Annotated in this window: 20 protein-coding genes; 7 read left to right on the forward strand and 13 right to left on the reverse strand. The window is 73.7% G+C overall.

Annotated elements, in window-relative coordinates; all coding sequences use genetic code 11:
• Positions 1 to 2 precede the first annotated feature (2 nt).
• Together hrpA and H9L09_RS18445 are read left to right on the forward strand one after the other, a co-directional pair.
• Positions 3 to 3,962, forward strand: coding sequence for an ATP-dependent RNA helicase HrpA (gene hrpA / locus H9L09_RS18440; RefSeq protein ID WP_187578270.1), 3,960 nt, complete (start codon positions 3 to 5; stop codon positions 3,960 to 3,962).
• Positions 3,963 to 4,104: 142 nt separating this feature from the next.
• The gene (locus H9L09_RS18445; protein ID WP_246456548.1) at positions 4,105 to 5,241 is read left to right on the forward strand and encodes a N(5)-(carboxyethyl)ornithine synthase; all 1,137 of its coding nucleotides are present in this window, start codon (positions 4,105 to 4,107) and stop codon (positions 5,239 to 5,241) included.
• On the opposite strand, the gene H9L09_RS18450 is transcribed toward H9L09_RS18445, so the two are convergent.
• From H9L09_RS18450 to H9L09_RS18475, 6 genes are all read right to left on the reverse strand, one after another.
• Positions 5,238 to 5,675, reverse strand: a complete 438-nt coding sequence (locus tag H9L09_RS18450; protein ID WP_187578272.1) for an ATP-binding protein — start codon at positions 5,673 to 5,675, stop codon at positions 5,238 to 5,240. The two genes, H9L09_RS18445 and H9L09_RS18450, sit on opposite strands and share 4 nt — an antisense overlap.
• A gap of 148 nt (positions 5,676 to 5,823) precedes the next feature.
• Positions 5,824 to 6,210, reverse strand: a complete 387-nt coding sequence (locus H9L09_RS18455; protein WP_187578273.1) for a type II toxin-antitoxin system PemK/MazF family toxin — start codon at positions 6,208 to 6,210, stop codon at positions 5,824 to 5,826.
• A gap of 46 nt (positions 6,211 to 6,256) precedes the next feature.
• Entirely contained in the window at positions 6,257 to 7,027 is a 771-nt protein-coding gene (locus H9L09_RS18460; protein ID WP_187578274.1) for a thioesterase family protein, read from the reverse strand.
• Positions 7,028 to 7,047: 20 nt separating this feature from the next.
• Positions 7,048 to 7,467: an alternative ribosome rescue aminoacyl-tRNA hydrolase ArfB gene (gene arfB, locus H9L09_RS18465; RefSeq protein ID WP_187578275.1), complete on the reverse strand. Its 420-nt coding sequence runs from the start codon at positions 7,465 to 7,467 to the stop codon at positions 7,048 to 7,050.
• A 178-nt stretch (positions 7,468 to 7,645) separates the two neighbouring features.
• Positions 7,646 to 8,266 carry a protein kinase family protein gene (locus tag H9L09_RS18470; protein ID WP_187578276.1) on the reverse strand — a complete coding sequence of 207 codons (621 nt, stop codon included), beginning with the start codon at positions 8,264 to 8,266 and terminating at the stop codon, positions 7,646 to 7,648.
• A 46-nt stretch (positions 8,267 to 8,312) separates the two neighbouring features.
• On the reverse strand, positions 8,313 to 9,131 hold the full coding sequence (locus H9L09_RS18475; RefSeq protein ID WP_187578277.1) for a hypothetical protein: 819 nt from the start codon (positions 9,129 to 9,131) through the stop codon (positions 8,313 to 8,315).
• 179 nt (positions 9,132 to 9,310) lie between these two features.
• Between H9L09_RS18475 and H9L09_RS18480 the strand changes: the two genes are divergently transcribed.
• Positions 9,311 to 10,672, forward strand: coding sequence for an ABC transporter substrate-binding protein (locus tag H9L09_RS18480; protein WP_187578278.1), 1,362 nt, complete (start codon positions 9,311 to 9,313; stop codon positions 10,670 to 10,672).
• A gap of 37 nt (positions 10,673 to 10,709) precedes the next feature.
• On the opposite strand, the gene H9L09_RS18485 is transcribed toward H9L09_RS18480, so the two are convergent.
• Positions 10,710 to 12,002, reverse strand: coding sequence for an HRDC domain-containing protein (locus tag H9L09_RS18485; protein ID WP_187578279.1), 1,293 nt, complete (start codon positions 12,000 to 12,002; stop codon positions 10,710 to 10,712).
• A complete protein-coding gene (locus H9L09_RS18490) occupies positions 12,002 to 12,619 on the reverse strand; it encodes a DUF3000 domain-containing protein (RefSeq protein WP_187578280.1) in 618 nt (205 codons plus the stop codon). Before H9L09_RS18490 ends, H9L09_RS18485 begins: the two co-directional genes overlap by 1 nt.
• Positions 12,620 to 12,689: 70 nt before the next feature.
• Here H9L09_RS18490 and hemE point away from each other — a divergent pair, with 70 nt between their 5' ends.
• The gene (gene hemE, locus H9L09_RS18495) at positions 12,690 to 13,781 is read left to right on the forward strand and encodes a uroporphyrinogen decarboxylase (protein ID WP_187578281.1); all 1,092 of its coding nucleotides are present in this window, start codon (positions 12,690 to 12,692) and stop codon (positions 13,779 to 13,781) included.
• A 42-nt stretch (positions 13,782 to 13,823) separates the two neighbouring features.
• Here the strand turns inward: hemE and H9L09_RS18500 are convergent, their stop codons facing one another.
• Positions 13,824 to 14,732, reverse strand: coding sequence for a DUF4349 domain-containing protein (locus tag H9L09_RS18500; RefSeq protein WP_187578282.1), 909 nt, complete (start codon positions 14,730 to 14,732; stop codon positions 13,824 to 13,826).
• A gap of 76 nt (positions 14,733 to 14,808) precedes the next feature.
• Here H9L09_RS18500 and hemG point away from each other — a divergent pair, with 76 nt between their 5' ends.
• Together hemG and hemQ are read left to right on the forward strand one after the other, a co-directional pair.
• A complete protein-coding gene (gene hemG, locus H9L09_RS18505; RefSeq protein ID WP_187578283.1) occupies positions 14,809 to 16,278 on the forward strand; it encodes a protoporphyrinogen oxidase in 1,470 nt (489 codons plus the stop codon).
• 4 nt (positions 16,279 to 16,282) lie between these two features.
• The gene (hemQ, locus tag H9L09_RS18510; protein ID WP_187578284.1) at positions 16,283 to 17,011 is read left to right on the forward strand and encodes a hydrogen peroxide-dependent heme synthase; all 729 of its coding nucleotides are present in this window, start codon (positions 16,283 to 16,285) and stop codon (positions 17,009 to 17,011) included.
• 13 nt (positions 17,012 to 17,024) lie between these two features.
• Here hemQ and H9L09_RS18515 read toward each other — a convergent pair whose 3' ends face one another.
• The 4 genes from H9L09_RS18515 to msrB form a co-directional block, all read right to left on the reverse strand.
• Positions 17,025 to 17,207, reverse strand: coding sequence for a hypothetical protein (locus tag H9L09_RS18515; RefSeq protein WP_187578285.1), 183 nt, complete (start codon positions 17,205 to 17,207; stop codon positions 17,025 to 17,027).
• 87 nt (positions 17,208 to 17,294) lie between these two features.
• On the reverse strand, positions 17,295 to 18,272 hold the full coding sequence (locus H9L09_RS18520; RefSeq protein WP_187578286.1) for a YihY/virulence factor BrkB family protein: 978 nt from the start codon (positions 18,270 to 18,272) through the stop codon (positions 17,295 to 17,297).
• Complete coding sequence (malQ, locus tag H9L09_RS18525) at positions 18,269 to 20,431, reverse strand: 4-alpha-glucanotransferase (RefSeq protein WP_425491696.1); 2,163 nt, start codon at positions 20,429 to 20,431, stop codon at positions 18,269 to 18,271. Before malQ ends, H9L09_RS18520 begins: the two co-directional genes overlap by 4 nt.
• Positions 20,432 to 20,501: 70 nt before the next feature.
• Complete coding sequence (msrB, locus tag H9L09_RS18530) at positions 20,502 to 20,906, reverse strand: peptide-methionine (R)-S-oxide reductase MsrB (protein WP_187578288.1); 405 nt, start codon at positions 20,904 to 20,906, stop codon at positions 20,502 to 20,504.
• A 63-nt stretch (positions 20,907 to 20,969) separates the two neighbouring features.
• Between msrB and H9L09_RS18535 the strand changes: the two genes are divergently transcribed.
• Positions 20,970 to 22,040, forward strand: a complete 1,071-nt coding sequence (locus tag H9L09_RS18535) for a DNA polymerase domain-containing protein (protein ID WP_187578289.1) — start codon at positions 20,970 to 20,972, stop codon at positions 22,038 to 22,040.
• Positions 22,041 to 22,123 lie beyond the last annotated feature (83 nt).

A 22,123-nucleotide genomic window follows, 5' to 3' on the forward strand; every position in this document is an offset into this window, starting at 1 on the left:
TCATGAGCGAGGCCAGCCAGCAGGACGCCGAGCGCGACCCCTCCGGGCGTCCGCCGGGGCGCGGCCGTCGCCGCGCGCCGCGACGCCGGGCCTCCCGCCAGGGTGGCGACGGTCGCGCCGCGCACACCGGGCAGCGGCGCCGGCCGAGGTTCACCCCGGAGCAGGTGCAGGCCCGCCGCGCGCAGGTCCCGGCGATCCGGTACCCCGAGGAGCTGCCGGTCAGCCAGCGCCGCGACGACCTCGCCGCGGCGATCCGCGACCACCAGGTGGTGATCGTCGCGGGGGAGACCGGGTCGGGCAAGACCACCCAGCTGCCCAAGATCTGCCTGGAGCTCGGCCGGGGCGTGGAGGGCATGATCGGCCACACCCAGCCGCGCCGGATCGCCGCGCGCAGCGTCGCCGAGCGGATCGCGGAGGAGCTGGGCACGGCGCTGGGCGACCCGGAGAACATCGTCGGCTACCAGGTCCGGTTCACCGACCGGTCCAGCGGCAGCACCCTGGTGAAGCTGATGACCGACGGGATCCTGCTGGCCGAGCTGCAGCGCGACCGGCTGCTCTCGGCGTACGACACCCTGATCATCGACGAGGCCCACGAGCGCAGCCTCAACATCGACTTCATCCTCGGCTACCTCAAGCAGCTGCTGCCGCAGCGCCCCGACCTCAAGGTCGTGATCACCTCCGCGACGATCGACCCGGAGCGGTTCGCCGAGCACTTCAGCGCCGCGGACGGCACCCCGGCGCCGATCATCGAGGTGTCCGGCCGGACCTACCCGGTGGAGGTGCGTTACCGCCCGCTGGTCGAGGAGTCCTACGCGGACCCCGACATCGGCGCCGAGGGCGAGCTCGTCATCAAGGACCAGACCGAGGCGATCGTCGACGCGGTGCAGGAGCTGGTCCGCGAGGGCCCCGGCGACATCCTGGTGTTCCTGCCCGGCGAGCGCGAGATCCGCGACACCGCGGACGTGCTGGCGAAGCTCCGCCCGAGCCGGCTCAGCGACGCCTTCGAGGTGGTGCCGCTGTTCGCGCGGCTCTCCGCCGCCGAGCAGCACAAGGTCTTCGAGCGGCACACCGGCCGCCGCGTCGTGCTCGCCACCAACGTCGCCGAGACCTCCCTGACCGTGCCCGGGATCCGGTACGTCGTCGACGCCGGCTACGCCCGGATCTCCCGCTACAGCGCCCGCACCAAGGTGCAGCGGCTGCCGATCGAGCCGATCAGCCAGGCCTCGGCGAACCAGCGCGCCGGCCGCTGCGGCCGCGTCGAGGCCGGCATCTGCATCCGGCTCTACTCCGAGGAGGACTTCGAGTCGCGGCCGGAGTTCACCGACCCGGAGATCCTGCGCACCAACCTCGCGGCCGTGATCCTGCAGATGACCTCGCTCGGGCTCGGCGACGTTGCCCGCTTCCCGTTCGTCGATCCGCCCGACCAACGCAACGTCAAGGCCGGCGTGCAGCTGCTCGAGGAGCTCGGCGCGCTGCTCGCGCCGACCGGCTCGGCGGCCCGCAAGCTGACCGGCACCGGCCGCCGGCTCGCCGCGCTGCCGGTGGACCCGCGGTTGGGCCGGATGGTGCTGGAGGCCGAGGGCCGCGGCTGCCTGCGCGAGGTGCTCGTGGTCACCGCGGCGCTCTCCCTGCAGGACCCCCGGGAACGACCGGTGGACGCGCAGGCGCAGGCCGACCAGAAGCATGCCCGCTTCAAGGACGAGACCTCCGACTTCCTCACGCTGCTGAACCTGTGGCGCTACGTCCGCACCCAGCAGAAGGAGCTCTCCTCCAGCGCCTTCCGGCGGATGTGCCGGGCGGAGTACCTCAACTACCTGCGGATCCGGGAGTGGCAGGACCTCGAGTCCCAGCTGCGCCAGGTCGCCAAGCAGCTGAAGCTCGACGTCGGCCGCCCGGCCGACGAGGTCGACGCCGACGGCGTGCACCAGTCGCTGCTCGCTGGTCTGCTCTCGCACGTCGGGCTGCGAGACCCCGACCGTCGTGACTACCTGGGCGCCCGGTCGACCCGGTTCTCGATCTTCCCCGGCTCGGGGCTGTTCAAGAAGCAGCCGCAGCTGGTGATGAGCGCGGAGCTGGTGGAGACCTCGAAGCTGTGGGGCCGGGTCAACGCCGCGATCCGGCCGGAGTGGGCCGAGGAGCTCGGCGCGCACCTGGTCAAGCGCACCTACTCCGAGCCGCACTGGAGCAAGAAGCGCGCCGCGGTGATGGCCTACGAGCGGGTGACGTTGTACGGCGTCCCGCTGGTCGCCGACCGGCTGGTCTCCTACGGCAAGGTCGACCAGGCGCTCGCCCGGGAGCTGTTCATCCGGCACGCGCTGGTGTACGGCGAGTGGGAGACCCGGCAGAAGTTCTTCGCCGAGAACCGTGCGCTGCTCGAGGAGGCCGCCGAGCTCGAGCACCGCGCCCGGCGCCGCGACATCGTCGTCGACGAGCACAGCCTCTTCGACTTCTACGACGCGCGGGTCGGGGCCGAGGTGGTCTCCGGCGCGCACTTCGACTCGTGGTGGAAGCGGACCCGGCAGGAGCACCCGGACCTGCTCACCTTCGACCCGACGATGCTCGTGCACGACACCGCGGCCGAGGTGACCGCGGCGGACTACCCGGACGTGTGGCGCGAGGGCGACCTGGTGCTGCCGCTGAGCTACCAGTTCGAGCCCGGCACCGCGGCCGACGGCGTGAGCGTCGACGTACCGGTGGCCACCTTGAACCAGGTGGACTCCACCGCGTTCACCTGGCAGGTGCCCGGGCTGCGGGCGGAGCTGGTGACCGCGCTGATCCGCTCGCTGCCCAAGCAGCTGCGGGTCAACTTCGTGCCGGCGCCCAACGTCGCCCGGGAGTTCCTGGCGGCCGCGTCGCCGGGCGAGGAGTCGCTGCTGGACGCGCTGGAGCGCTTCCTGCGCGGCCGCAACGGGGTGCACGTGCCCCCCGAGGCGTGGGACTGGACGAAGGTGCCGGACCACCTGCGGCCGACCTTCCGGGTCGTCGACGAACGTGGCCGGGTGGTCGGGGAGGGCAAGGACCTCGAGAAGCTCAAGGAGCCGCTGCGGCCGAAGTTCCGGGCGGCGATGGAGGAGGCGGCGGCGGCCTCCGGGCTGGACGTCACCGGCCGCACGTCGTGGAGCTTCGGCACCGTCGAGCAGACCTTCACCCAGACCCGCGCCGGCCACGAGGTGCGCGGTTTCCCGGGTCTGGTCGACGAGGGCCGGACCGTGGGGCTGCAGGTGTTCGGGTCCGAGGCAGAGCGGGACGCCTCGCACCGGCGGGGGCTGCGGCGGCTGCTGATGCTGGCGGTCCCGTCGCCGGCCCGGTCGATCGCCGACGCGCTGTCCAACACCGAGAAGCTGTCGCTGGCAGGATCGCCGTACCCGTCGGTGGCCGACCTGCTCGAGGACTGCGTCGCGGCCGCCGTCGACGACCTCGTCGAGCGGCACGGCGGCCCGGTCTGGGACGAGGCCTCCTTCGGCCGGCTCGCCGGCGAGGTTCGCGGCGACCTCGCGGACACCACCCGGGTGGTGCTCCACGACGTGGTGCGCGTCCTCGCCGCGTGGCGCGAGGTCGACAAGACCCTGAGCGGCTCGGTGGACCTCTCCCTGCTCTCCGCGGTGGCCGACATGAAGGCGCAGGTCGGCCGGCTGGTGCACCGCGGCTTCGTCTCCGAGGCGGGTACGACGCAGCTGCGGCAGCTGCCGCGCTACCTCGCCGCCGTCGCGGACCGCCGGGCCCGGCTGACCACCGGCGGCGGGGCCGCCCGGGACCGCCGGCTGATGGACCAGGTCGGCGCGCTGCAGGAGGCGTACCTGCACCGCATCGCCGCGCTGCCCGACGGGCGGCTGCCGAGCGCGGCGCTGGTGCAGGTGCGGTGGATGCTCGAGGAGTACCGCGTCAGCCTCTGGGCGCAGACCCGCGGCACGGCGTACCCGATCTCCGACACTCGGATCCGCAAGGCGCTCGACGCGGCCTGAGCCGTCGGCGCACCTCTCGGGCCGTTCGGCCGGGGTGGCGCAGGGCGGCGCGGGCGTACTGTGACGCCAGGGGCGCCTTCTCGGGCCCCGGTGGCGTCGCACCACCGGGGTGCCCGCAGGAGAAGGAGACAGCGTGAACCAGATGAGCCTCGGCGTGATGGCGCGCTCCCGCAAGGAGAACGAGCACCGGCTCGCGCTGCACCCGCGGCACCTGTCGCGGATCCCCGCCGACCTGCGGGGGAGCGTCTACCTCGAGCGCGGCTACGGAGACCGGTTCGGGATGGCCGACGAGCAGCTGAAGGGCTGGGTCGCCGGCTTCAGGTCGCGCGAGCAGCTCATCGAGGAGTGCGACATCATCCTGCAGCCGAAGCCGCTGCTCAGCGACATCGCCGAGCTGCGCGTCGGCCAGGTCCTGTGGGGGTGGCCGCACTGCGTGCAGGACGAGGAGCTGACCCAGGTCGCGATCGACCGCAAGCTCACGCTGATCGCGTTCGAGGCGATGAACTACTGGAACAGTGACGGGTCCTTCAGCCTGCACGTGTTCCACAAGAACAACGAGCTCGCCGGCTACTGCTCGGTGCTGCACGCGCTGCAGCTGGCCGGGGCCACCGGCGACTACGGTCGCAAGCTCCGCGCCGTGGTGATCGGGTTCGGCGCGACCGCCCGCGGCGCGGTGACGGCGCTCAACGCCCTGGGCGTGCACGACGTCGACGTGCTGACCCACCGGGGAGCCTCGGCCGTGGCCGCCCCGATCCACTCCGCGCGCCTGGTGCACTTCGACGACGCGACCGCCTCGCGCCCGAGCTTCGCGGTCACCGAGAAGGGCACGGTGCCCCTGGCCGGGTTCCTCGCCGAGCACGACCTCATCGTCAACTGCGTGCTCCAGGACACCGATGCGCCGCTGATGTTCATGACCGACGACGACCTGGCGCACATGACCCCGGGCACGCTGGTGGTCGACGTCTCCTGCGACGAGGCGATGGGGTTCAGCTGGGCCCGACCGACGTCCTTCAACGACCCCACCTTCGTGGTCGGGGACAACGTGCTCTACTACGCCGTCGACCACAGCCCGTCGTACCTGTGGAACTCCGCGACCTGGGAGAACAGCGAGGCGCTGCTGCCGTTCCTGCCGAAGGTCCTCGCCGGAGCCCAGGCGTGGGACGCCGACCCGACGATCCGGCGGGCCATCGAGATCCGCGACGGGATCATCCAGAACCCCGCGATCCTGTCCTTCCAGAATCGCGCGCCCACGCACCCGCACTGGCCGTTGGCGACCTAGTCGTCGCCCCCGCGCGAGCGGGGCCTACGGGAGCGCGGGACCAGGGGCGGGACCGCGAACGAGGCCCACACCGACTTGTCGCTCCGGGTCCCCGGCAGCACGCCCCAGGCGCTGCTGAACCTCTCGATGACGGCGAGGCCGCGACCGCCGGTGTCGTCCTGGTGGGCGGTCCGGGCGCACGGGGCCGTGGGGGACTCGTCGTGGACGGCCACCCGGACCTGGCTGGCGAGCTCCTCGATGGTGACGGTGAGCGGTGTCCCGGCATGCACGATCGCGTTCGTCACCAGCTCGCTCACCACGAGACGGACGGCGTCCTGGAGCTGGGGGAGATGGTGCTCGGTGAGCCGGACGCTCACGAAGTCGCGCGCCCGGGGGGCGCTGAGGGGCACCGGCGGGAAGCACGCGGTGTCGGACCAGAGAACGCTCGACGTCATACCGCCTCCTGGCGGTGGGGGTCCGGTCCTCGGCTGAGGGCCGGGCGGTGCGTTCGTTCGTTCGTTCGTCCCTGACACCGTGCCCGAACCGTCGCCGACTATGCGTGTTTTCCGGTGTGTCCCGGATATGGCGGTGGTTCGGGAGGGTTCACACCGGGAGCTCGACCCCGCGGTCGCGGGCGGCGGCCACCACCTGGTCGAAGACCGCCCGCTCCATCGCGGCGCCCTCGCGGCGGACCTCGTCCTCGGCGAGCATCAGCAGCCGGTCGAGGCGGACCTCGCTGTCGCGGCCCTCGGCGTCCCAGCCGCCGGTGCCGACGTCCATCCAGTAGCGGCCGTAGCGGGCCTCGTCCTCGGCGTCCCGGTCGTGGTCCTTGCTGGTGAGGTAGAGGCAGGCCAGCGTGGCGCCCCGACGGGCCAGCACCAGCACCGGACGGTCCTTGCCCTGGGCCGGGTCGTCCTCGTAGGGCACCCAGGCCCAGACCACCTCGCCGGGATCCGGCTCGCCGTCGATCTCGGGGGAGTACGTCGTCATGGCGCCCACCCTGGCACACGGCGCGGACGCCCCCGGAGGGTCACGCTCACCGCGGCCGCACGGTGAGGCTCTGCGCCAGGGTGCCGACCGGACCGTCCTGGTCGTGGAGCACGCTGCTGGTCAGGCCCAGCCCGGCGGGTCCGAAGGAGACCGTCGTGTCGAAGCCGAGCCAGTCCCCGCGCGGTGCGGTGAACAGGTGCGCGGTGAGGTCCACGTTGGGGAACGCCACCTCGCCGGGGTCGGCCCGCACGGTCATCCCGTTGGCGATGTCGAGCAGCCCGGCCATCCGGGCGAGGTCGCTGACCGGCTCGTCGCGGACCAGGGGGGTGGAGCTCCGCACCCAGAACGACGCGCGTCCCGGCTCGCTCTGCCGGCGGCGTACCTGCGCCGAGGCGATGAAGCCGCCCGGCCAGACGTCGGTGGGGTCCCAGGGCTCCATCTCGTCGGGCGGCGCCAGCGGCGGGAAGGAGGTGGCCGCGACCGGCCGGGTGTCCGCCGCCTGCATGAGCCAGGCCCGCAGCAGCACGACGTCGCGGCCGGCGTGGCTCATCGTCGCCTCGACCAGCTCGATGGTCCGGCCCGGCCGGCGGACCCGGACCGCGACGTCGACGATGCCGACGGGCACGGTGCCGAGGATGTCGAAGGACAGCCGTCCCACCCCGAGGTGGTCGCTGCCCCGGCTGCCGCGGTCGAGCTCGACCGCGTGCACCAGCAGGCCCAGCGCAGGCGCGATGTGCTGGTCGACCGGGTCCCACGCGCCGCTCACGTGCCGGGTCGCGCGGAACCGCGTGCGGTCGACGCGCTCGAAGTAGGCCATGTGGAGCAGCTCCCGGGATCTCAGTCGGTCGGTGGCCGGCGCCGCAGCGCCTTGGTGGCGCCGCGCTGCTTCTTGCCCGCCAGCCGGCGCTCCTTGGCCCCGCGCGACGGCTTGGTGGCCCGCCTGCGCGGCGGCGGGGGAGCGGTCACCTCGGTGAGCAGCTCGGCCAGCCGGGCCCGGGCCGCCTCGCGGTTGCGGTGCTGGGAGCGGTACTCCGACGCGGTGACGGTGAGCACGCCGTCCACGAGCCGCCTGCCGAGTCGGGCGGCGGCCCGCTCGCGCAGGTGCTCGGGCAGGCCGGAACCGGCCAGCTCCAGGCTCAGCTCGACGCGGGAGTCGGTGGTGTTGACCGACTGGCCACCGGGTCCGCTGGAGCGGCTGAACCGCCAGCTCAGCGCCTCGTCGGGGACCTCGACGCCGCGGACCACGAGGCCGCTCACCGGCGGGCTCCGCGGCAGGGCTGGGCAGGAAACTGGAAAGAGGTGGTGCGCCGGACCGGGAGCGCCTCACGGCGCGTGGCCGCTCGTAGCGGCTTCTGTTGGGACCCGGGGCTGCCGCGGTCCGGCGCACCGCCCACTCTACTAGCCCGGGAGCCGTGGCCAAGGGAGAACGGCATGCTCAGCCGAGCTCGCCGCTGCGCTCGAGCCGCGCCGCCGCCTCGAGCTGCTCGGCCATCGTGACCAGCTTGGCGGCGGAGAGGTCCGAGGCGTACGGCGTCGGGGCGTGGGTCGCGCCCACCCGGGCCCGGCCGGCCGCGACCACCCGGGCGAAGGCGGCCGCCCGCCAGAGGGTGTCCTCGAAGTCGCCGTGCACGACGCCGCGCAGCACCGCGTCCACCAGCAGGCGCACCTCGTCGGGGCCCGGCGGGTCGATCACCCCGGCGACCACCTCGTGCACGGGGGTCTGCCCGCGACCGGCCTCGAACTCCCGGGCCGCGGCCACCGGGTCGGCGTACACCCAGGTGCGCAGCAGGTAGAGCCGCCATAGGCAGCCGGCCAGCGAGCCGGCCGGGGAGCCCGACCAGAGGTCCGCCAGCGTGTCCAGGCCCTCGGTCTCGGCGAGCCGGACGACGCGCGCGACTACGGCCTCGTCCTCGGAGCCGTGGGTGCCGCGGACCAGCAGGGTCGCGCACCGGTCGGCCGCGGTCGACCGCTCGGCGGGGTCGGCGCCGTCGGTCATCGCCTCGAAGTGCCGGGCGCCCGGCAGCGCGGGCCGGTGCGGGCGTGGTGTCTCGGACATCCGGACCAGACTAGGACGAGACCCGGGACGTGCGCACGAGCAGGTGTCAGGCCACCCGTGCAGCGGCCCGGCGGACCGCCTCGACCATCGGCTCCTGCCCGGCCGGGTAGTCGTAGGAGGGGCCGTAGAGGGCCATCTCCAGGACCACCACCCGGCGACCGACGAGGGCGAGGCCCTGGGCGTCGTGGGCCATCACGTCCGGCTCGTCGCCGATCGGGCCGTAGGTGAGGAGGAACCAGCCGGCGCTCCCCCGGGGGACGCTGACCTGCTGGACCGCTCCGACGTCGGCACGCGGATAGTCGCCGAGGCGTTGCGCGCAGCTGTCGTGCCAGGCCAGCAGCGTCTGGTAGGCGCGCCACGCGGTCTTGGGGTCGGCGAACTCGGCGACCAGCTCGGAGGCGGTGCTCACCGAGCCCGTCGGTGGCTCGTAGCTGCGGTGCCGGACGTCGAGCGCGCCGATCGAGGTCAGCGGCACCTTGTGGCAGGTGCCCGCGAGCTCCCGCGGCTCGCTGGCACGGGTGCGCCCGGCGGTCCAGAAGAACTCGTCGTTGAAGCCGGGCAGCTGCGGGGCGGGCAGCAGCAGGTCGACGGGGGCGGCGGCCGGCGGCACGCTCGCTGGCGGGGGCGGGGTCGCCACGGCCGCGGCGCTGCTGGTCGGCGCCGCGGGGCTGCTCGACGCCACCGGGGGCTCCGCGGTCCGGGAGGCCGCCGCGGACTCCTCGGGGCTGGTGGCAGGCGTCGGCTCCCGGGTGGTGCCGGTCCCCTCGGTGCTGATCTCGACCGAGGCGGCGTCGCAGCCGGCGACGGCGGTCACCGCACCGAGCAGGAGGGCCGGGAGGAGGATGCGAGCCGATCGGCGCGTCACGGGCGGGTCCTTCTCTCGGCGGCTGGGCCCCCAGACTAGGTGCGCTGATCCCGGCCTTCGCTGAACCTGCCTGGCGTGTCCCGATACGGTGGCCACGGCCGCTGAGCGCTCCCCGAGCCCAGCCGACCCACGAGAGCACCCGAAAGCACCCGAGATCACCGAGAGCGAGGCGTCGAGAGTTGTTCTGGCAGCGAGGGCGCGCCGGCGCCGGCCTGGTCGCCACGCTCGTGCTGGGCACGACGCTGGCGGGCTGCTCTGCCGCCTCGGTGCAGAGCCCCGGCCCCGACGAGCCCGCCGCGTCGGCGTCGAGCACGCCGGCCCCCAGCTCCCCGGCACCCTCCGCGCCGGTGACGCTGTCGTTCGGGATCTCCGGGGACGCGACGCTGCGGGCGGCGTACCGCAAGCTGGCGCAGGCCTACACCAACGAGCACCCGGACGTGACGATCGAGGTGGAGCGGGTGCCCGGCGACGAGGGTCTGGCCGAGTGGCTGCAGCAGGAAGGCGCACCGGACGTCTTCGTCGCCAGCAACGCGCAGGCGCCGGCCCTGGTCGAGAACGACCTGGTGCAGCCGGTGGACCAGCTGCTCGAGGACCGCGACGTCAGCTTCGGCGACGGCTACCAGCGGTTGGGGCTCGAGGCGTTCAGCGCCGACCAGGCGTTGCAGTGCATGCCGTACGACGTCTCTCCGTTGGTCGTGTTCTACAACCCCGGGCTGGTCCCGTTCCGCCGGCTGGTCGAGCCGGGCGCCGATCCGCTGACCCCGGAGTCGGGGTGGACGTGGGAGCAGTTCACGGAGGCGGCGAGGCTGATGTCGCGCAAGGGCGTCAAGGGCGTCTACGTCGAGCCCAGCCTGCGCACGCTCATGGCCTTCGCGCGCTCCGCGGGCACCGACATCGTCGACGACCCGCGTGAGGCGACCACGCTGACCCTCTCCGACGACGCCACCCGGGCTGCGCTGGAGGAGGTGCTGACGGTGGTCCGCGACCCCGACCTCACGCCCACCGCCCGCCAGCTCGAGCGGCGAGGGGCGATCTCCCGGTTCAGCCACGAGCAGATCGGCATGATCATCGGCACCAGGGCGCTGGTGCCGAAGCTGCGCAAGAACAGCGACTTCGCCTTCGACGTCTTCCCGCTGCCCCGGCTGGGCCGCTCCCGGACCGTCGCGGAGGTCACCGGCTACTGCCTGGCCGCGGACAGCGCGCACACCGAGGCCGCCGCGGACTTCGTCGCCTTCGCGGCCGGGGAGCGCGGCTCGGCCATCCTGGCGGAGACCGGTGCGGTGGTCCCGGCCAACCTGCCGACGCTGAACTCGCTGTCCTTCACCCAACCCGGCGAGCCGCCGCAGAGCGTGCTGGTCTTCGACGACGCCCTGGAGAAGGCGACGCTGGTCCCCTTCGACCCGGGCTGGCCCGAGCTCGTCGCGGCGCTCCAGCCGGACGTGGCGCGGATGTTCAACGAGCCGCTGATCGACCTCGACCAGCTGCTGCCCCAGATGGACGAGCGCTCCCGGGACTTCCTCGAGCCGCTCTCCCCGCAGTGACGCTGCCCTAAACCCGCGCTGAAGCCGCACTGCGCGCTCAGGCCTCGTCGGCCGCCTCGATGATCGCGGTGACGAGGATGTCGCGGGTCAGCTCGACCTGCCAGGGACGGGCGCCGTACTCGGCGAGGCGTTGCCCGACGCGCTCGGGCAGGTCGTCGTCGTCCTTGTCGGCGGGCGGCTCCCAGAGCAGCCGCCGCACGTAGTCGGGGGTGAGCATGTTCTCCACCGGCAGCTTGAGCTCGTCGGCGCGCTCCTTGAGGTTCTCGCGGGCGATGGTGAGCCGGGCGGCCGCCACCGGATCGCGGTCGGCCCAGGCGCGGGGCGGCGGAGGGCCGTCGTAGCGACTCCCGGTGGGCGGCAGCTCGTCCTCGGGCAGGCCCCGGGCGGTGCGCAGCGCCTCGACCCACTGGGCGGCGTAGCGGGCCGCGCCACGCCCGTTGAAGCCCTTGATGCCCAGCAGCGTGCCCTTGTCCCGGGGCAGTGCGTTGGCGGCCTCCACGATCGCGGAGTCGGGGATGATCCGACCGGGGGTGACGTCACGACGCGAGGCGATCTCGTCGCGGGCCTGCCAGAGCTCGCGGACGGCGGCGACCGCACGACGGCCCCGGGCGCGGTGCAGGCCGGAGGTACGCCGCCACGGGTCCTGGCGCGGCCCGGCCGGCAGCGCGGTGACCAGGTGCTCGAACTCCTGGCGCGCCCACTCGGCCTTGCCGGTCTCCTCCAGCTCCGCGGCGAGCGCGTCCCGCAGCTCGACGAGGACCTCGACGTCGAGGGCGGCGTACTCCAGCCACGGCGCCGGGAGCGGCCGGGTCGACCAGTCCACCGCGGAGTGCTCCTTGCGCATGCGGCGCCCGACGATGGTCTCGACCAGGGTGGCCAGGCCGACCCGCGGGTAGCCCAGCAGCCTGCCGGCGAGCTCGGTGTCGAACAGCGTGGAGGGGACCAGCCCGATCTCCGCCAGGCAGGGCAGGTCCTGGGTGGCGGCGTGCAGGATCCACTCGGAGTCGCCGATCGCGTCCTGCAGCTCGGAGAGGTCCTCGAAGGCGATCGGGTCGACCAGCGCGGTGCCGGACCCCTCGCGGCGCAGCTGGACCAGGTAGGCGCGGGCGGAGTAGCGGTAGCCGGAGGCGCGTTCGGCGTCGATGGCCACCGGTCCGGTGCCGGCGCGGACGGCAGCGGCGGTCGCCGAGAGCGCCTCCGGCGTCTCCACCACAGGGGGCAGCCCGTCCCGCAGCTCGAGCAGCGGGACCTCGGGGGGCGGCGGCGCCTCGGCTGCCGCAGAGACCTCCGGCGCCTCTGATGCCTCGGGCGTCTGTTGCTCCTCCGTCATCAGCCGCGGCCGCGCTGTCCCCGGCGGCTGGGCAGGGGAGCCACCCCTTCGGGCACCGGCGGCAGGCCGGAGGCGGTGCACAGCAGCTCGGCCCACGCCTCGACGTGCGGCTCGAGGTCGAAGCGGCCGTTGTCGTCCGCGACCGGCGTCCAGGAGGCGCGGACCTCGAGCTGGGCGGTGGCGTCCTCGTCACCCATCGACCCGTAGCTCTCCGAGGAGACCTTGGTGACGGTGCCGGACGGCGCCACGTAGACGGCGCCGTGCGCGGCGAGCGCCTCGGTCAGCCAGGTCCAGCCGACCTCCCCGAGCAGCGGGTCGTTGGCCATCTCGGGATCGATCTCCGCGCGGGCATAGGCCACGCAACGGAAGGTGCCCGCCCAGGCGTCGTTGCCGGCAGGATCGTGCAGCAGCACCAGCCGTCCGGTGCCGACGTCGTCGCCGTCCACCGTCACGTCGGCGGACAGGGCGGAGGAGAACGGGGCGATGCGCTGGGGCGCCGGCATCTCCTCGCAGAAGATCTCCGGGCGCAGTCGCGCAGCTCGCATCTGCGCCACGGCGACCCGGAACTCCTCAGGGAGAGCGGCGGGGTCCACACGAGGCTCCTGACGTGCGGCCATGCCCTCACCCTAAGCCGGTTTCCCGGGTCCGGTGCCCCGACACGCTGCCTGACCTGGGAAGATCGGCCTCGTGACCCGCGACCCCGCCCCGACCGCCCCGCAGCCCGCGGCCCCTGCCGTCGAGCCGTCCGCCGCAGCCCTCCGTGACTCGGCGCTGCTGCGCGCCGCCCGCGGCGAGGAGGTGCCGCACACCCCGGTGTGGTTCATGCGGCAGGCCGGTCGCTCGCTCCCGGAGTACCGCCGGCTCCGCGAGGGGGTGCCGATGCTCGAGTCGTGCATGCGCCCCGAGCTGGTCGTCGAGATCACCCTGCAGCCGGTGCGCCGCTACGGCGTCGACGCGGCGATCTTCTTCTCCGACATCGTGCTGCCGATGAAGGCGGTCGGGGTCGACCTCGACATCAAGCCGGGGGTCGGTCCGGTCGTGGCCTCCCCGGTCGAGACGCTGGCCGACGTGGCCGCGATCCCCGACCTGACCCCTGAGCACGTGCCGTTCATCACCGAGTCGATCCGGACGCTGGTCGGCGAGCTCGGCGCCACGCCGCTGATCGGCTTCGCGGGCGCCCCGTTCACGGTGGCGTCGTACCTCGTGGAGGGTGGCCCCTCCAAGGAGCACGCCCGGACGAAGGCCATGATGTTCGGCGCCCCGGACGTGTGGGACGCGCTGATGCGCAAGATCGCGTCGATCTCCGCGGCCTACCTGAAGGTGCAGGTCGACGCCGGTGCCTCCGCGGTCCAGCTGTTCGACTCCTGGGCCGGTGCGATGTCCCCCGAGGACTACCGCCGTTACGTGATGCCCTACTCCACCGCGGTGCTGTCCGCGGCGGGGGAGCTGGGGGTGCCGCGGATCCACTTCGGGGTCGGCACCGGGGAGCTGCTCGGGCTGATGGGCGACGCCGGCGCGGACGTCGTCGGGATCGACTGGCGGGTGCCGCTGGCCGACGGGATCCGCCGGGTCGGCGGCCGGGCGGTGCAGGGCAACCTGGACCCCTCCCTGGTGTTCGCCCCGACCGAGCTGATGCTCGCGCGCGCCGCCGAGGTGCTGGAGGCCGGGCGGGCCGCGCCGGGGCACATCTTCAACCTCGGTCACGGCGTGATGCCCTCGACCGATCCCGACCAGCTGGCCCGGCTCACCGACTTCGTCCACGAGACCACCGCACGCTAGCGGCCCCGGAGTGCCGGCCCCGGCCGCACGGACCGGTGCGGATCACTCCGCCACGGCCGCTTCCCGGCGGCGCTGCCGCAGCCGCCGGACCAGCAGCCACGCCGGCAGACCGACGACCAGCAGCACCACGCCGAAGGGCAGCACCGCGCCCACCACCGTGAGGGCGACCACCACGGTGTCCACGAGGGCGTTCCAGCCGCCCTCCAGGCCGGCCAGGAAGCCGGCGTCGTCGAGGGCACCCGGCGGCGCGACGTACTTCTCGGGAGTGGAGAGGTAGACGCTGATCGTCGACATCGAGGTCTGGTCGGCGAGGTAGGCCTGCTGCGCCTGGAGCGACTGCAGCTCCGACTGCCGGGCGGTGATGTCGCGCTCGAAGCGGAGCAGCTCGTCGACGTCCTTGGCGCGGCGCTGGTAGGACTGCAGCCGGTCCAGGCTGTTCTCCAGCGTCTGCACCCGCTCCTCGACGTCGATGACCTCGGTGGTGACGTCCTTCCCCGAGGTGTCGGAGTGCTGGGTCTTGCCGAGTCCCTCGATGGCCCTCATCGCGGCGTCGAACCGCTGCACCGGCACCCGCACCACGACCTGCGCGTTGGTGATGTCGCCGTCGCGGTCGTGCTCGGTCTGCTCGCTGTCCACGGTGCCGCCGAGCGAGACCAGCAGGTCGTCCAGCTCGCGCCGGGCGCGGTCGAGGTCGGGGTCGGTGACCGCCACCTCGCCGGTCTTGATCACGGCCTTGACCTTGACCACCGTGCGGTTGGCCGGTGCCGGGGCGTCGGCTGCCCCGGGGACGTCGGCGAGGCGGTCCGCGCCCCCTCCGGACACCGCGGCCTCGGTGCTCGCGGCCGCGGAGTCGTTGCTGCCGCCGCTGCCACCGGCGCTGCAGGCCCCGGTGAGGAGGCCGAGGACGAGAAGGGATCCGGCCCCCAGGGCCCGCGTACGTGTGGTCGTCATGGGCGTGGGACGCGGCGGAGCGGCCGTCGGTTCCCCCGGTGCGCCGTCCTCACCAGGTGTTTGCCAATCTGTGACCATGCCCCTTCACCCGCCCTACCGCTCGGGACCGGCTCCGGATCCGGCGCACGTGGTCGTCGTCGGGGGAGGGATCTCCGGGCTGGCCGCCGGCGCCGCCGTACGCCGGGAGCGTCCCGACGTCACGGTCACGGTGCTGGAGGGGTCCCCGACGATCGGCGGCAAGCTGGCCCTCGCCGAGGTCGGCGGGATCACCGTGGACGTCGGCGCCGAGGCGATGCTCAACCGCCGGCCCGAGGCCGTGGCGCTGGCGGAGGCCTCGGGGCTCCGGGACCGGATCGTGCACCCGCGCACCACCAACGCCGCCCTGTGGTCGCGCGGGCGGATGGTGCCGATGCCGCGGACCATGATGGGCGTCCCGCTCGACACACGGCTGCTGGCCGAGAGCGGCGTGATCTCCAAGGCCGGGCTGGCCCGGGCCGCGCTGGACGCCGTCCTGCCGGCCACGCACATCGACGACCGGGACGTCAGCATCGGCTGGCTGGTCGAGGAGCGGTTCGGCAAGGAGGTCGTGGACCGGCTGGTGGAGCCGCTGCTCGGCGGCGTCTACGCCGGCCACGCCCGGGAGATCTCGGCACGGGCCGCGGTGCCGCAGGTCGTCGCGCTGCTGGACCGGGACCGCTCGCTGATGCGGGCCGCGGCGGCGGCGACCGGTGAGCGGCCGGCCGACGACGTGCCGGTCTTCGCGGGGCTCGTCGGCGGGGTCGGCCAGCTTCCCGCGGCGGTTGCCGGCGCGGCCGGGCTGGTGGTGCGCACCGGCGCCGTCGTGCGCGACCTGGCCCGGGCCGGCGAGGGCGGCTGGAACCTGGTGGTCGGCTCCACCCACGACCCCGAGATCGTCCACGCCGACGCGGTCGTGCTCGCCACCCCGGCGCACGCGACCGGGCGGCTGCTCGCCGACGTGGTCCCGGACGCCGCGCTGGAGCTCGCCCGGGTGGAGACCGCCTCGATGGCCGTGATCACGCTGGCCTTCCGCGAGCGGGAGGTCCCCGACGCACTGCGCTCCGGCGACACCTCGGGCTTCCTCGTGCCTCCGGTCGACCGGCACCAGGTGAAGGCGGCGACGTACTCGTTCTCCAAGTGGGCCTGGGTGCGCGAGGCCGGCCGCGGCGACGGCGAGGGCAACGACGTGCTGGTGCTGCGCTGCTCGATAGGCCGGCACCGCGAGGAGCAGGTGCTCCAGGTCGACGACGCCGAGCTCGTGCAGACCGCCCTCGAGGAGCTGGCCGACGCCGTCGGGCTGTGCGTGCGGCCGGTCGACAGCCACGTGCAGCGGTGGGGCGGCGGCCTGCCGCAGTACGCCGTCGGTCACCTCGAGCGGGTCCGGCACATCCGCGAGGCGGTGGCCCGGGTCCCCGGGCTGGCCGTCTGCGGCGCGACGTACGACGGGCTGGGCATCCCGGCCTGCATCTCCTCGGCGGAGAAGGCGGCCACCCAGGTGCTCGCCGCCTTGCCCGCGAGGGGAGAATGAGGCCATGACCGACCGCACCGAGACCCCGTCCAAGCGACCGAACCAGGGCAAGGTGGCCCGCGAGCTCAACGAGAGCATCCGCTACACGATGTGGTCGGTGTTCAAGCTGCGCGACGTCATCGGCGACGGTGACCGGGCCGCCGAGGCCAACGAGGTCGAGAAGCTGGTGGAGGCCCTCGCCGCCGAGGACGTCACGGTGCGGGGCATGTACGACGTGTCCGGCCTGCGCGCCGACGCCGACCTGATGGTCTGGTGGCACTCCGAGACCTCCGACGCCCTGCAGGACGCCTACAACCGGCTGCGGCGCACCGCGTTCGGTGCGCGGCTGGAGCCGGTGTGGTCCCAGATGGCGCTGCACCGGCCGGCGGAGTTCAACAAGAGCCACATCCCGGCCTTCCTCGCCGACGAGGAGCCGCGAACCTACGTCAGCGTCTACCCGTTCGTCCGCTCCTACGAGTGGTACCTCCTCGAGGACGACGAGCGCCGCCACATGCTCGCCGAGCACGGCCAGATGGCGCGCGACTACGCCGACGTCCGGGCCAACACGGTCGCCTCCTTCGCGCTCGGCGACTACGAGTGGCTGCTGGCCTTCGAGGCCGACGAGCTGCACCGGATCGTGGACCTGATGCGGCACCTGCGCGGCGCCACCGCGCGCCGGCACGTGCGGGAGGAGGTGCCGTTCTACACCGGGCGGCGCCGCACCCCGACCGAGCTGGTCCACTCCCTGCCCTGAGCCGGCCCGGGCGTCAGGTGGCCAGCGCCGTGAAGACGTCGTAGACCATGAACGCCGGCCAGACGATGCCCTGGACCACCGCCCACACGTACTCCCAGAACGTGTCGGCCTGCTGCCAGAAGTAGAACCAGGCCCCGAACATGCCGAGCCCGTAGATCGCGCCGCCGCCCGCGGCCGCACCGGAGCTGTTGCTCATCCGGCCCCCTTCCCTCGCAGCTCGAGCGTCGCGCCGGACGGTCAACCCACGCCAGGGGAATTGGTCCGCGGTCCGGCGTCGGCGGTCCTAGCCCGTGACCTGCGTGTGGTGCGGACGGCCGGGGTCGTCGTACACCGGCGCGCGGTCCCCGGTCCGGCACGCCTCGAGCTGCGCGCACACCGCGGCACCGAAGAACAACGCCATCGAGGACATCAGCGCCCACAGCAGCAGCGCGAAAATCCCTGCCAGCGGCCCGTAGACGCTGCCGAACGAGCTGCTCAGGTGCACGTAGCCGGCCAGCAGCCCGGTCGCCACCATGGTCAGGACGACCGCGATCCCCGAGCCGAGCGCCAGCCAGCCCAGCGACGGCTGGCGTCGGCGGGGGGCATGGTCGAGCAGCACCGCGATCGTGAAGACCAGCAGCACCAGCCCGAGCGGCCAGCGCACCAGGTTCCACGCCAGCTTGGTCTGATCGCTCCAGCCGTAGACCTGGACCATCGCGTCGGCGAACGCCCCGCCGGCGACCAGCAGCAGGAACCCGACGCCCAGCGGGGCGGCCAGCACCCCGGTCAGCACCGCTGCGCGGCCGTACTTCTCCCGCGCGGGCCGGTCGCGGCGGATCCCGTAGACCCGGTTCAGTCCCCGCTCGATCTGCGCCATCGCGGTGGTCATGGACACCAGCGCGAAGGCGAGCCCGACGCCGAGCGCCAGCTCACCGGCCTCCTGGCTGGCCTGGTCGCCGGAGACCGCGCCGGCCAGCGCGTCCTGCTCCCCGGAGCCGGGGGAGACCGCCTGGATGGTCTGGGCCACGACCCGGGCCGGTTGCTCCTGATCGATGTCCGCCGCGAGCCCGGTCAGGGCCAGCATGAACGGCACGACCGCCAGCGTGGCCTGCAGGGCGAGCGCGCGGCTGCTGCTGGACCCGTCCCCGTAGCGGAACCGGGTGAAGGAGTCGACGGCGAGCCGCACCAGACCCACCTTCCGCGCGACCCGCCAGGCGTCTTCGGCGTCCAGCTCGTCGCCGTCCATCTCGACGGTGACCGGGACCGCCCGGGCGGTCGTCACCGGCTCACGACTCCCGGTGCGGTGGTGACGGCCCGGGCCAGCCGCCGCGGGCGCGACGAGGTCAGCACGTCCTCCAGCCACAACGGCCTGGCGTCGGGGCCGGACAGCGGCACCCGCCAGTTCGGGTACTCGTCGGTGGTGCCGGGCTGGTTCTGGGTGCGCCGGTCGCCCACCGCATCGGTCAGCGACACGCAGCGGAGCCGGGAGGGCGTGAGCGTGAGGTAGCGGTGCAGCGCCTCGACGGTGGCCTCGACGTCGGCGTCCGCGACGAGCAGCCCCCGGGAGCGCAGCTCGTCGAGCCAGCGCTCCCGCTCCTGCGCGTCGACGGCGGCCTCCTCCGCCAGCGGGCGGGTGAGCAGACCGAGCTCGTCGCGCAGCCGGACGTGCTCGCCGGCGAGGTAGCCGGCCGTGGGCGGAAGGTCGTGGGTGGTCACCGAGGCCAGGCACAGCTCGCGCCAGCGCTCGGCGACCAGCGGCCGGCCGTTCTCGTCGTACTCGAACCACAGGATCGAGGTGCCGAGGATGCCGCGGGAGCGCAGGTAGTCGCGCGCGGAGGGCTCCACCACCCCGAGGTCCTCGCCGACCACGACGGCGCCGGCCCGTTGCGCCTCCAGCGCGAGCACGCCGATCATCGCCTCGTGGTCGTAGCGGACGTAGGTGCCGGCGGAGGGCGGCGCCCCCTCGGGGATCCACCAGAGCCGGAACAGCCCGATGATGTGGTCGACGCGGACCCCGCCGGCGTGTCGCAGCACCGCCCGGATCAGGTCGCGCAGCGGGGCGTAGCCGAGCTCGGCCAGCCGCTGCGGCCGCCACGGCGGCTGGCTCCAGTTCTGCCCGATCTGGTTGAACGGGTCCGGCGGTGCGCCGACCTGGATCCCGGTCGCGTACGTCGTCCGCAGCCGCCACGCGTCGGCGCCGCCGGGGTGCACGCCGACGGCCAGGTCGTGCATCGTGCCGAGCGCCATCCCGGCCGCGAGCGCGGTGTCCTGGGCCCGGCCGAGCTGCTCCTCGAGCAGCCACTGCAGCCACATCTCGAAGTCGACGTCCGCGCGCCGGGCGGCCGCCAGCTCCTGGACCGCGGGGGAGCCGACGTCCTGCAGCCGCTCCGGCCAGGCGCGGTAGTCGGTGCCGTGCTCCTGAGCGATGACGCTCCAGGTGGCGAAGTCGCGCAGCGCCGGACCCTGCTGCCCGACGAACTCCTGCAGGGCCCGCTCGCGGGCGGCGTCGCGGGGGACGTCGGCCAGCAGCCGCAGCGCCGCGAGCTTCGCGGCCCAGGCGGTGTCCCGGTCGATGACGTCGGCGTCGTCGAGCACGGCGTGCACGCCCTGGCCCAGGGCGTCGACCTCGGCCCGGCCGGCCGCGTCGAGGGCGGCGTACTCGGGCACCAGCTCGATGCGCAGGTAGAGCGGGTTGAAGAACTGCCGGGAGGTCGGCAGGTACGGCGAGGGCTCCATCGGCGGGGTCGGCTCGGCGGCGTGCAGCGGGTTCACCAGGACGAAGTCGGCGCCGAGCTCCGCGCCGGACCAGCGGGCCAGGTCCGCGAGGTCGGCGAGGTCGCCGACGCCCCACGAGCCCCGGGACCGGACGCTGTACAGCTGCGCCGCCAGACCCCAGGAGTAGGTGTCGCGCAGCGACTCCGGCAGCCCGAGCCAGCCCGGGGTGACCACCAGCGGCGCCGCGGCCACCGTGGCCCCCGAGCGGGCGTGCAGGGTGTGGTAGCCCAGCGGCAGGTCCGTCGGCACCGTGAACGTGGCCTCGCCGACCAGCCGGTCACCGACCTGGCGCGGGTCCACCCATCGGTCCGTCTGCGGTACGTCGTCGTGGCGGCTGCCGTCCTCGAGCTCCAGCCAGACCTCGACGGGCGCGCCGTGGTCGACGTGGACCGGCACCTCGCGGCGCTCGCCCTGGACCGTGACGACGCTCGGCGGCAGCATCCGACGCCACGGCTGCTCACGGCGCTCGGCCAGCGCGGCCGCGGGGTCGGCGGTGTCCACGCCCATCGCGCCGAGCACCCGGGTCACGGTCGCGTCGGGGACCTGGACCGGGCGGCCCTGCCAGTCGTGGTAGTCGGTGGCGACGGCGTAGGAACGCGCCAGCTCCCGGAGCGCGGCGGAGTCGGGGTGAGCGGAGTCGGTGGAGTCAGTGGAGGCGGAGGTCACCGGTCGATCATGTCCCATCCGACGACTCGGCTAACCCACCCATGTGGGACGGCGAGACGCCGGGTGGCCGCTAGCCCTCGACCGGGTCCAGGGTCAGGCTGATCGAGTTGATGCAGTAGCGCTGGCCGGTCGGGGTGCCGTAGCCGTCGTCGAAGACGTGGCCGAGGTGGGAGCCGCAGCTCGCGCAGCGGACCTCGACCCGCTTCATCCCGTGGGAGGTGTCCTCGAGGTACTCCACGCGGTCCTCGGCCAGCGGCGCGTAGAACGACGGCCAGCCGCAGTGCGCGTCGAACTTCGTCTGGGACCGGAACAGCTCGGCCTGGCAGGCCCGGCAGCGGTAGACCCCGACGGTGCTGGTGTCGGTGTACTCGCCGGTCCCGGCGCGCTCCGTGCCGGCCTGCCGGAGCACGGCGTACTCCTCGGGCGAGAGCTCCTCGCGCCACTGCGCGTCGGTCTTGTTCACCTGGTAAGCCATGCCTCCAGCCTACGGAATCGCCGCAAAAGGACGCCGTCGCGCCGGGGCTGGTTGGATGGCGCCATGGCCACACCCGCAGCAGAGGTGGACGCAGGAGGACGTGCGGTCCGGGTCTCGAGCCCCGACCGCGTGATCTACGAGGCGACCGCCACCACGCCCGAGGTCACCAAGCTCCAGGTGGTGGAGTACTACGTCTCGGTCGAGCAAGGCATCATGCGTGCGCTGCGTGACCGGCCGACCGCACTGGAGCGGTGGCCCAAGGGCGTGCGCGAGGGGATCACCCTGGCCACCCGCACCGGTGAGCACGGAGACGCCTTCTACCAGAAGCGGATGATGAAGGGCGCCCCCGAGTACGTCGAGTCCGCCACCGTGACCTTCCCGTCGGGGCGGACCGCCGACGAGCTGTGCCCGACCGAGGTGGCCGTCGCGGCCTGGGCCGCGCAGATGGGCACGCTGACCTTCCATCCGTGGCCGTGCCGCCGCGACGACACCGACCATCCCGACGAGCTGCGCATCGACCTGGACCCGCAGCCGGGCACCGACTTCGCCGACGCCGCGCGGGTGGCGCTGCTCGCGCGCGACCTGCTGGAGGAGCTCGGCCTGGTCGGCTTCCCCAAGACCAGCGGGAACCGGGGCGTGCACGTCTACGTCCGGATCGAGCCGCGGTGGGAGTTCACCGACGTACGCCACGCAGCGATCGCGTTCGGCCGCGAGCTCGAGCGGCGCACGCCGGCGGTGACCACGGCGTGGTGGAAGGAGGAGCGCGGGGAACGCATCTTCGTCGACTACAACCAGAACGCGCGGGACCGCACGATCGCGAGCGCCTACTCGCTGCGCCCGAAGCCGGGAGCGCCGGTGTCGACGCCGGTGCAGTGGGACGAGCTGGCCGAGATCGGGGACCCGGCCCGGTTCAACCTCTTCACCGTGCCGGACCGGCTGGCCGAGCACGGGGACCCGCACGCCGGCATCGACGACCGGCACTGCTCCCTGCAGCCGCTGCTCGACCTCTACGCCCGCGACGTGGAGCAGGGCATCTCCGACCTGCCCTACCCGCCCGACTACCCGAAGATGCCGGGGGAGCCGCCGCGGGTCCAGCCGAGCCGCAAGAACGCCGCCAACTGGGACGACGCCTGACCCCCCGCTGACCGCCGAGTCGGCGCATCTGCAGCGCTGAACCCCGCCGAGTCGGCGCATCTGCAGCGCTGAACCCCGCCGAG

Origin of the sequence: Nocardioides mesophilus, from assembly GCF_014395785.1 — a bacterium.
Taxonomy (GTDB): domain Bacteria; phylum Actinomycetota; class Actinomycetes; order Propionibacteriales; family Nocardioidaceae; genus Nocardioides_B; species Nocardioides_B mesophilus.

Bases quoted from the DNA above. Each gene is read 5' to 3' on its own strand.
- H9L09_RS18445 (WP_246456548.1), top strand. From the start codon at position 4,105: ATGAGCCTCGGCGTGATGGCGCGCTCCCGCAAGGAGAACGAGCACCGG.
- H9L09_RS18500 (WP_187578282.1), bottom strand. From the start codon at position 14,732: ATGACGACCACACGTACGCGGGCCCTGGGGGCCGGATCCCTTCTCGTC.
- H9L09_RS18515 (WP_187578285.1), bottom strand. From the start codon at position 17,207: ATGAGCAACAGCTCCGGTGCGGCCGCGGGCGGCGGCGCGATCTACGGG.
- H9L09_RS18490 (WP_187578280.1), bottom strand. From the start codon at position 12,619: ATGGCCGCACGTCAGGAGCCTCGTGTGGACCCCGCCGCTCTCCCTGAG.
- H9L09_RS18535 (WP_187578289.1), top strand. From the start codon at position 20,970: ATGGCCACACCCGCAGCAGAGGTGGACGCAGGAGGACGTGCGGTCCGG.
- hrpA (WP_187578270.1), top strand. From the start codon at position 3: ATGAGCGAGGCCAGCCAGCAGGACGCCGAGCGCGACCCCTCCGGGCGT.
- H9L09_RS18450 (WP_187578272.1), bottom strand. From the start codon at position 5,675: ATGACGTCGAGCGTTCTCTGGTCCGACACCGCGTGCTTCCCGCCGGTG.
- msrB (WP_187578288.1), bottom strand. From the start codon at position 20,906: ATGGCTTACCAGGTGAACAAGACCGACGCGCAGTGGCGCGAGGAGCTC.
- H9L09_RS18460 (WP_187578274.1), bottom strand. From the start codon at position 7,027: ATGGCCTACTTCGAGCGCGTCGACCGCACGCGGTTCCGCGCGACCCGG.
- hemQ (WP_187578284.1), top strand. From the start codon at position 16,283: ATGACCGACCGCACCGAGACCCCGTCCAAGCGACCGAACCAGGGCAAG.
- hemG (WP_187578283.1), top strand. From the start codon at position 14,809: ATGCCCCTTCACCCGCCCTACCGCTCGGGACCGGCTCCGGATCCGGCG.
- H9L09_RS18455 (WP_187578273.1), bottom strand. From the start codon at position 6,210: ATGACGACGTACTCCCCCGAGATCGACGGCGAGCCGGATCCCGGCGAG.
- H9L09_RS18470 (WP_187578276.1), bottom strand. From the start codon at position 8,266: ATGTCCGAGACACCACGCCCGCACCGGCCCGCGCTGCCGGGCGCCCGG.
- H9L09_RS18485 (WP_187578279.1), bottom strand. From the start codon at position 12,002: ATGACGGAGGAGCAACAGACGCCCGAGGCATCAGAGGCGCCGGAGGTC.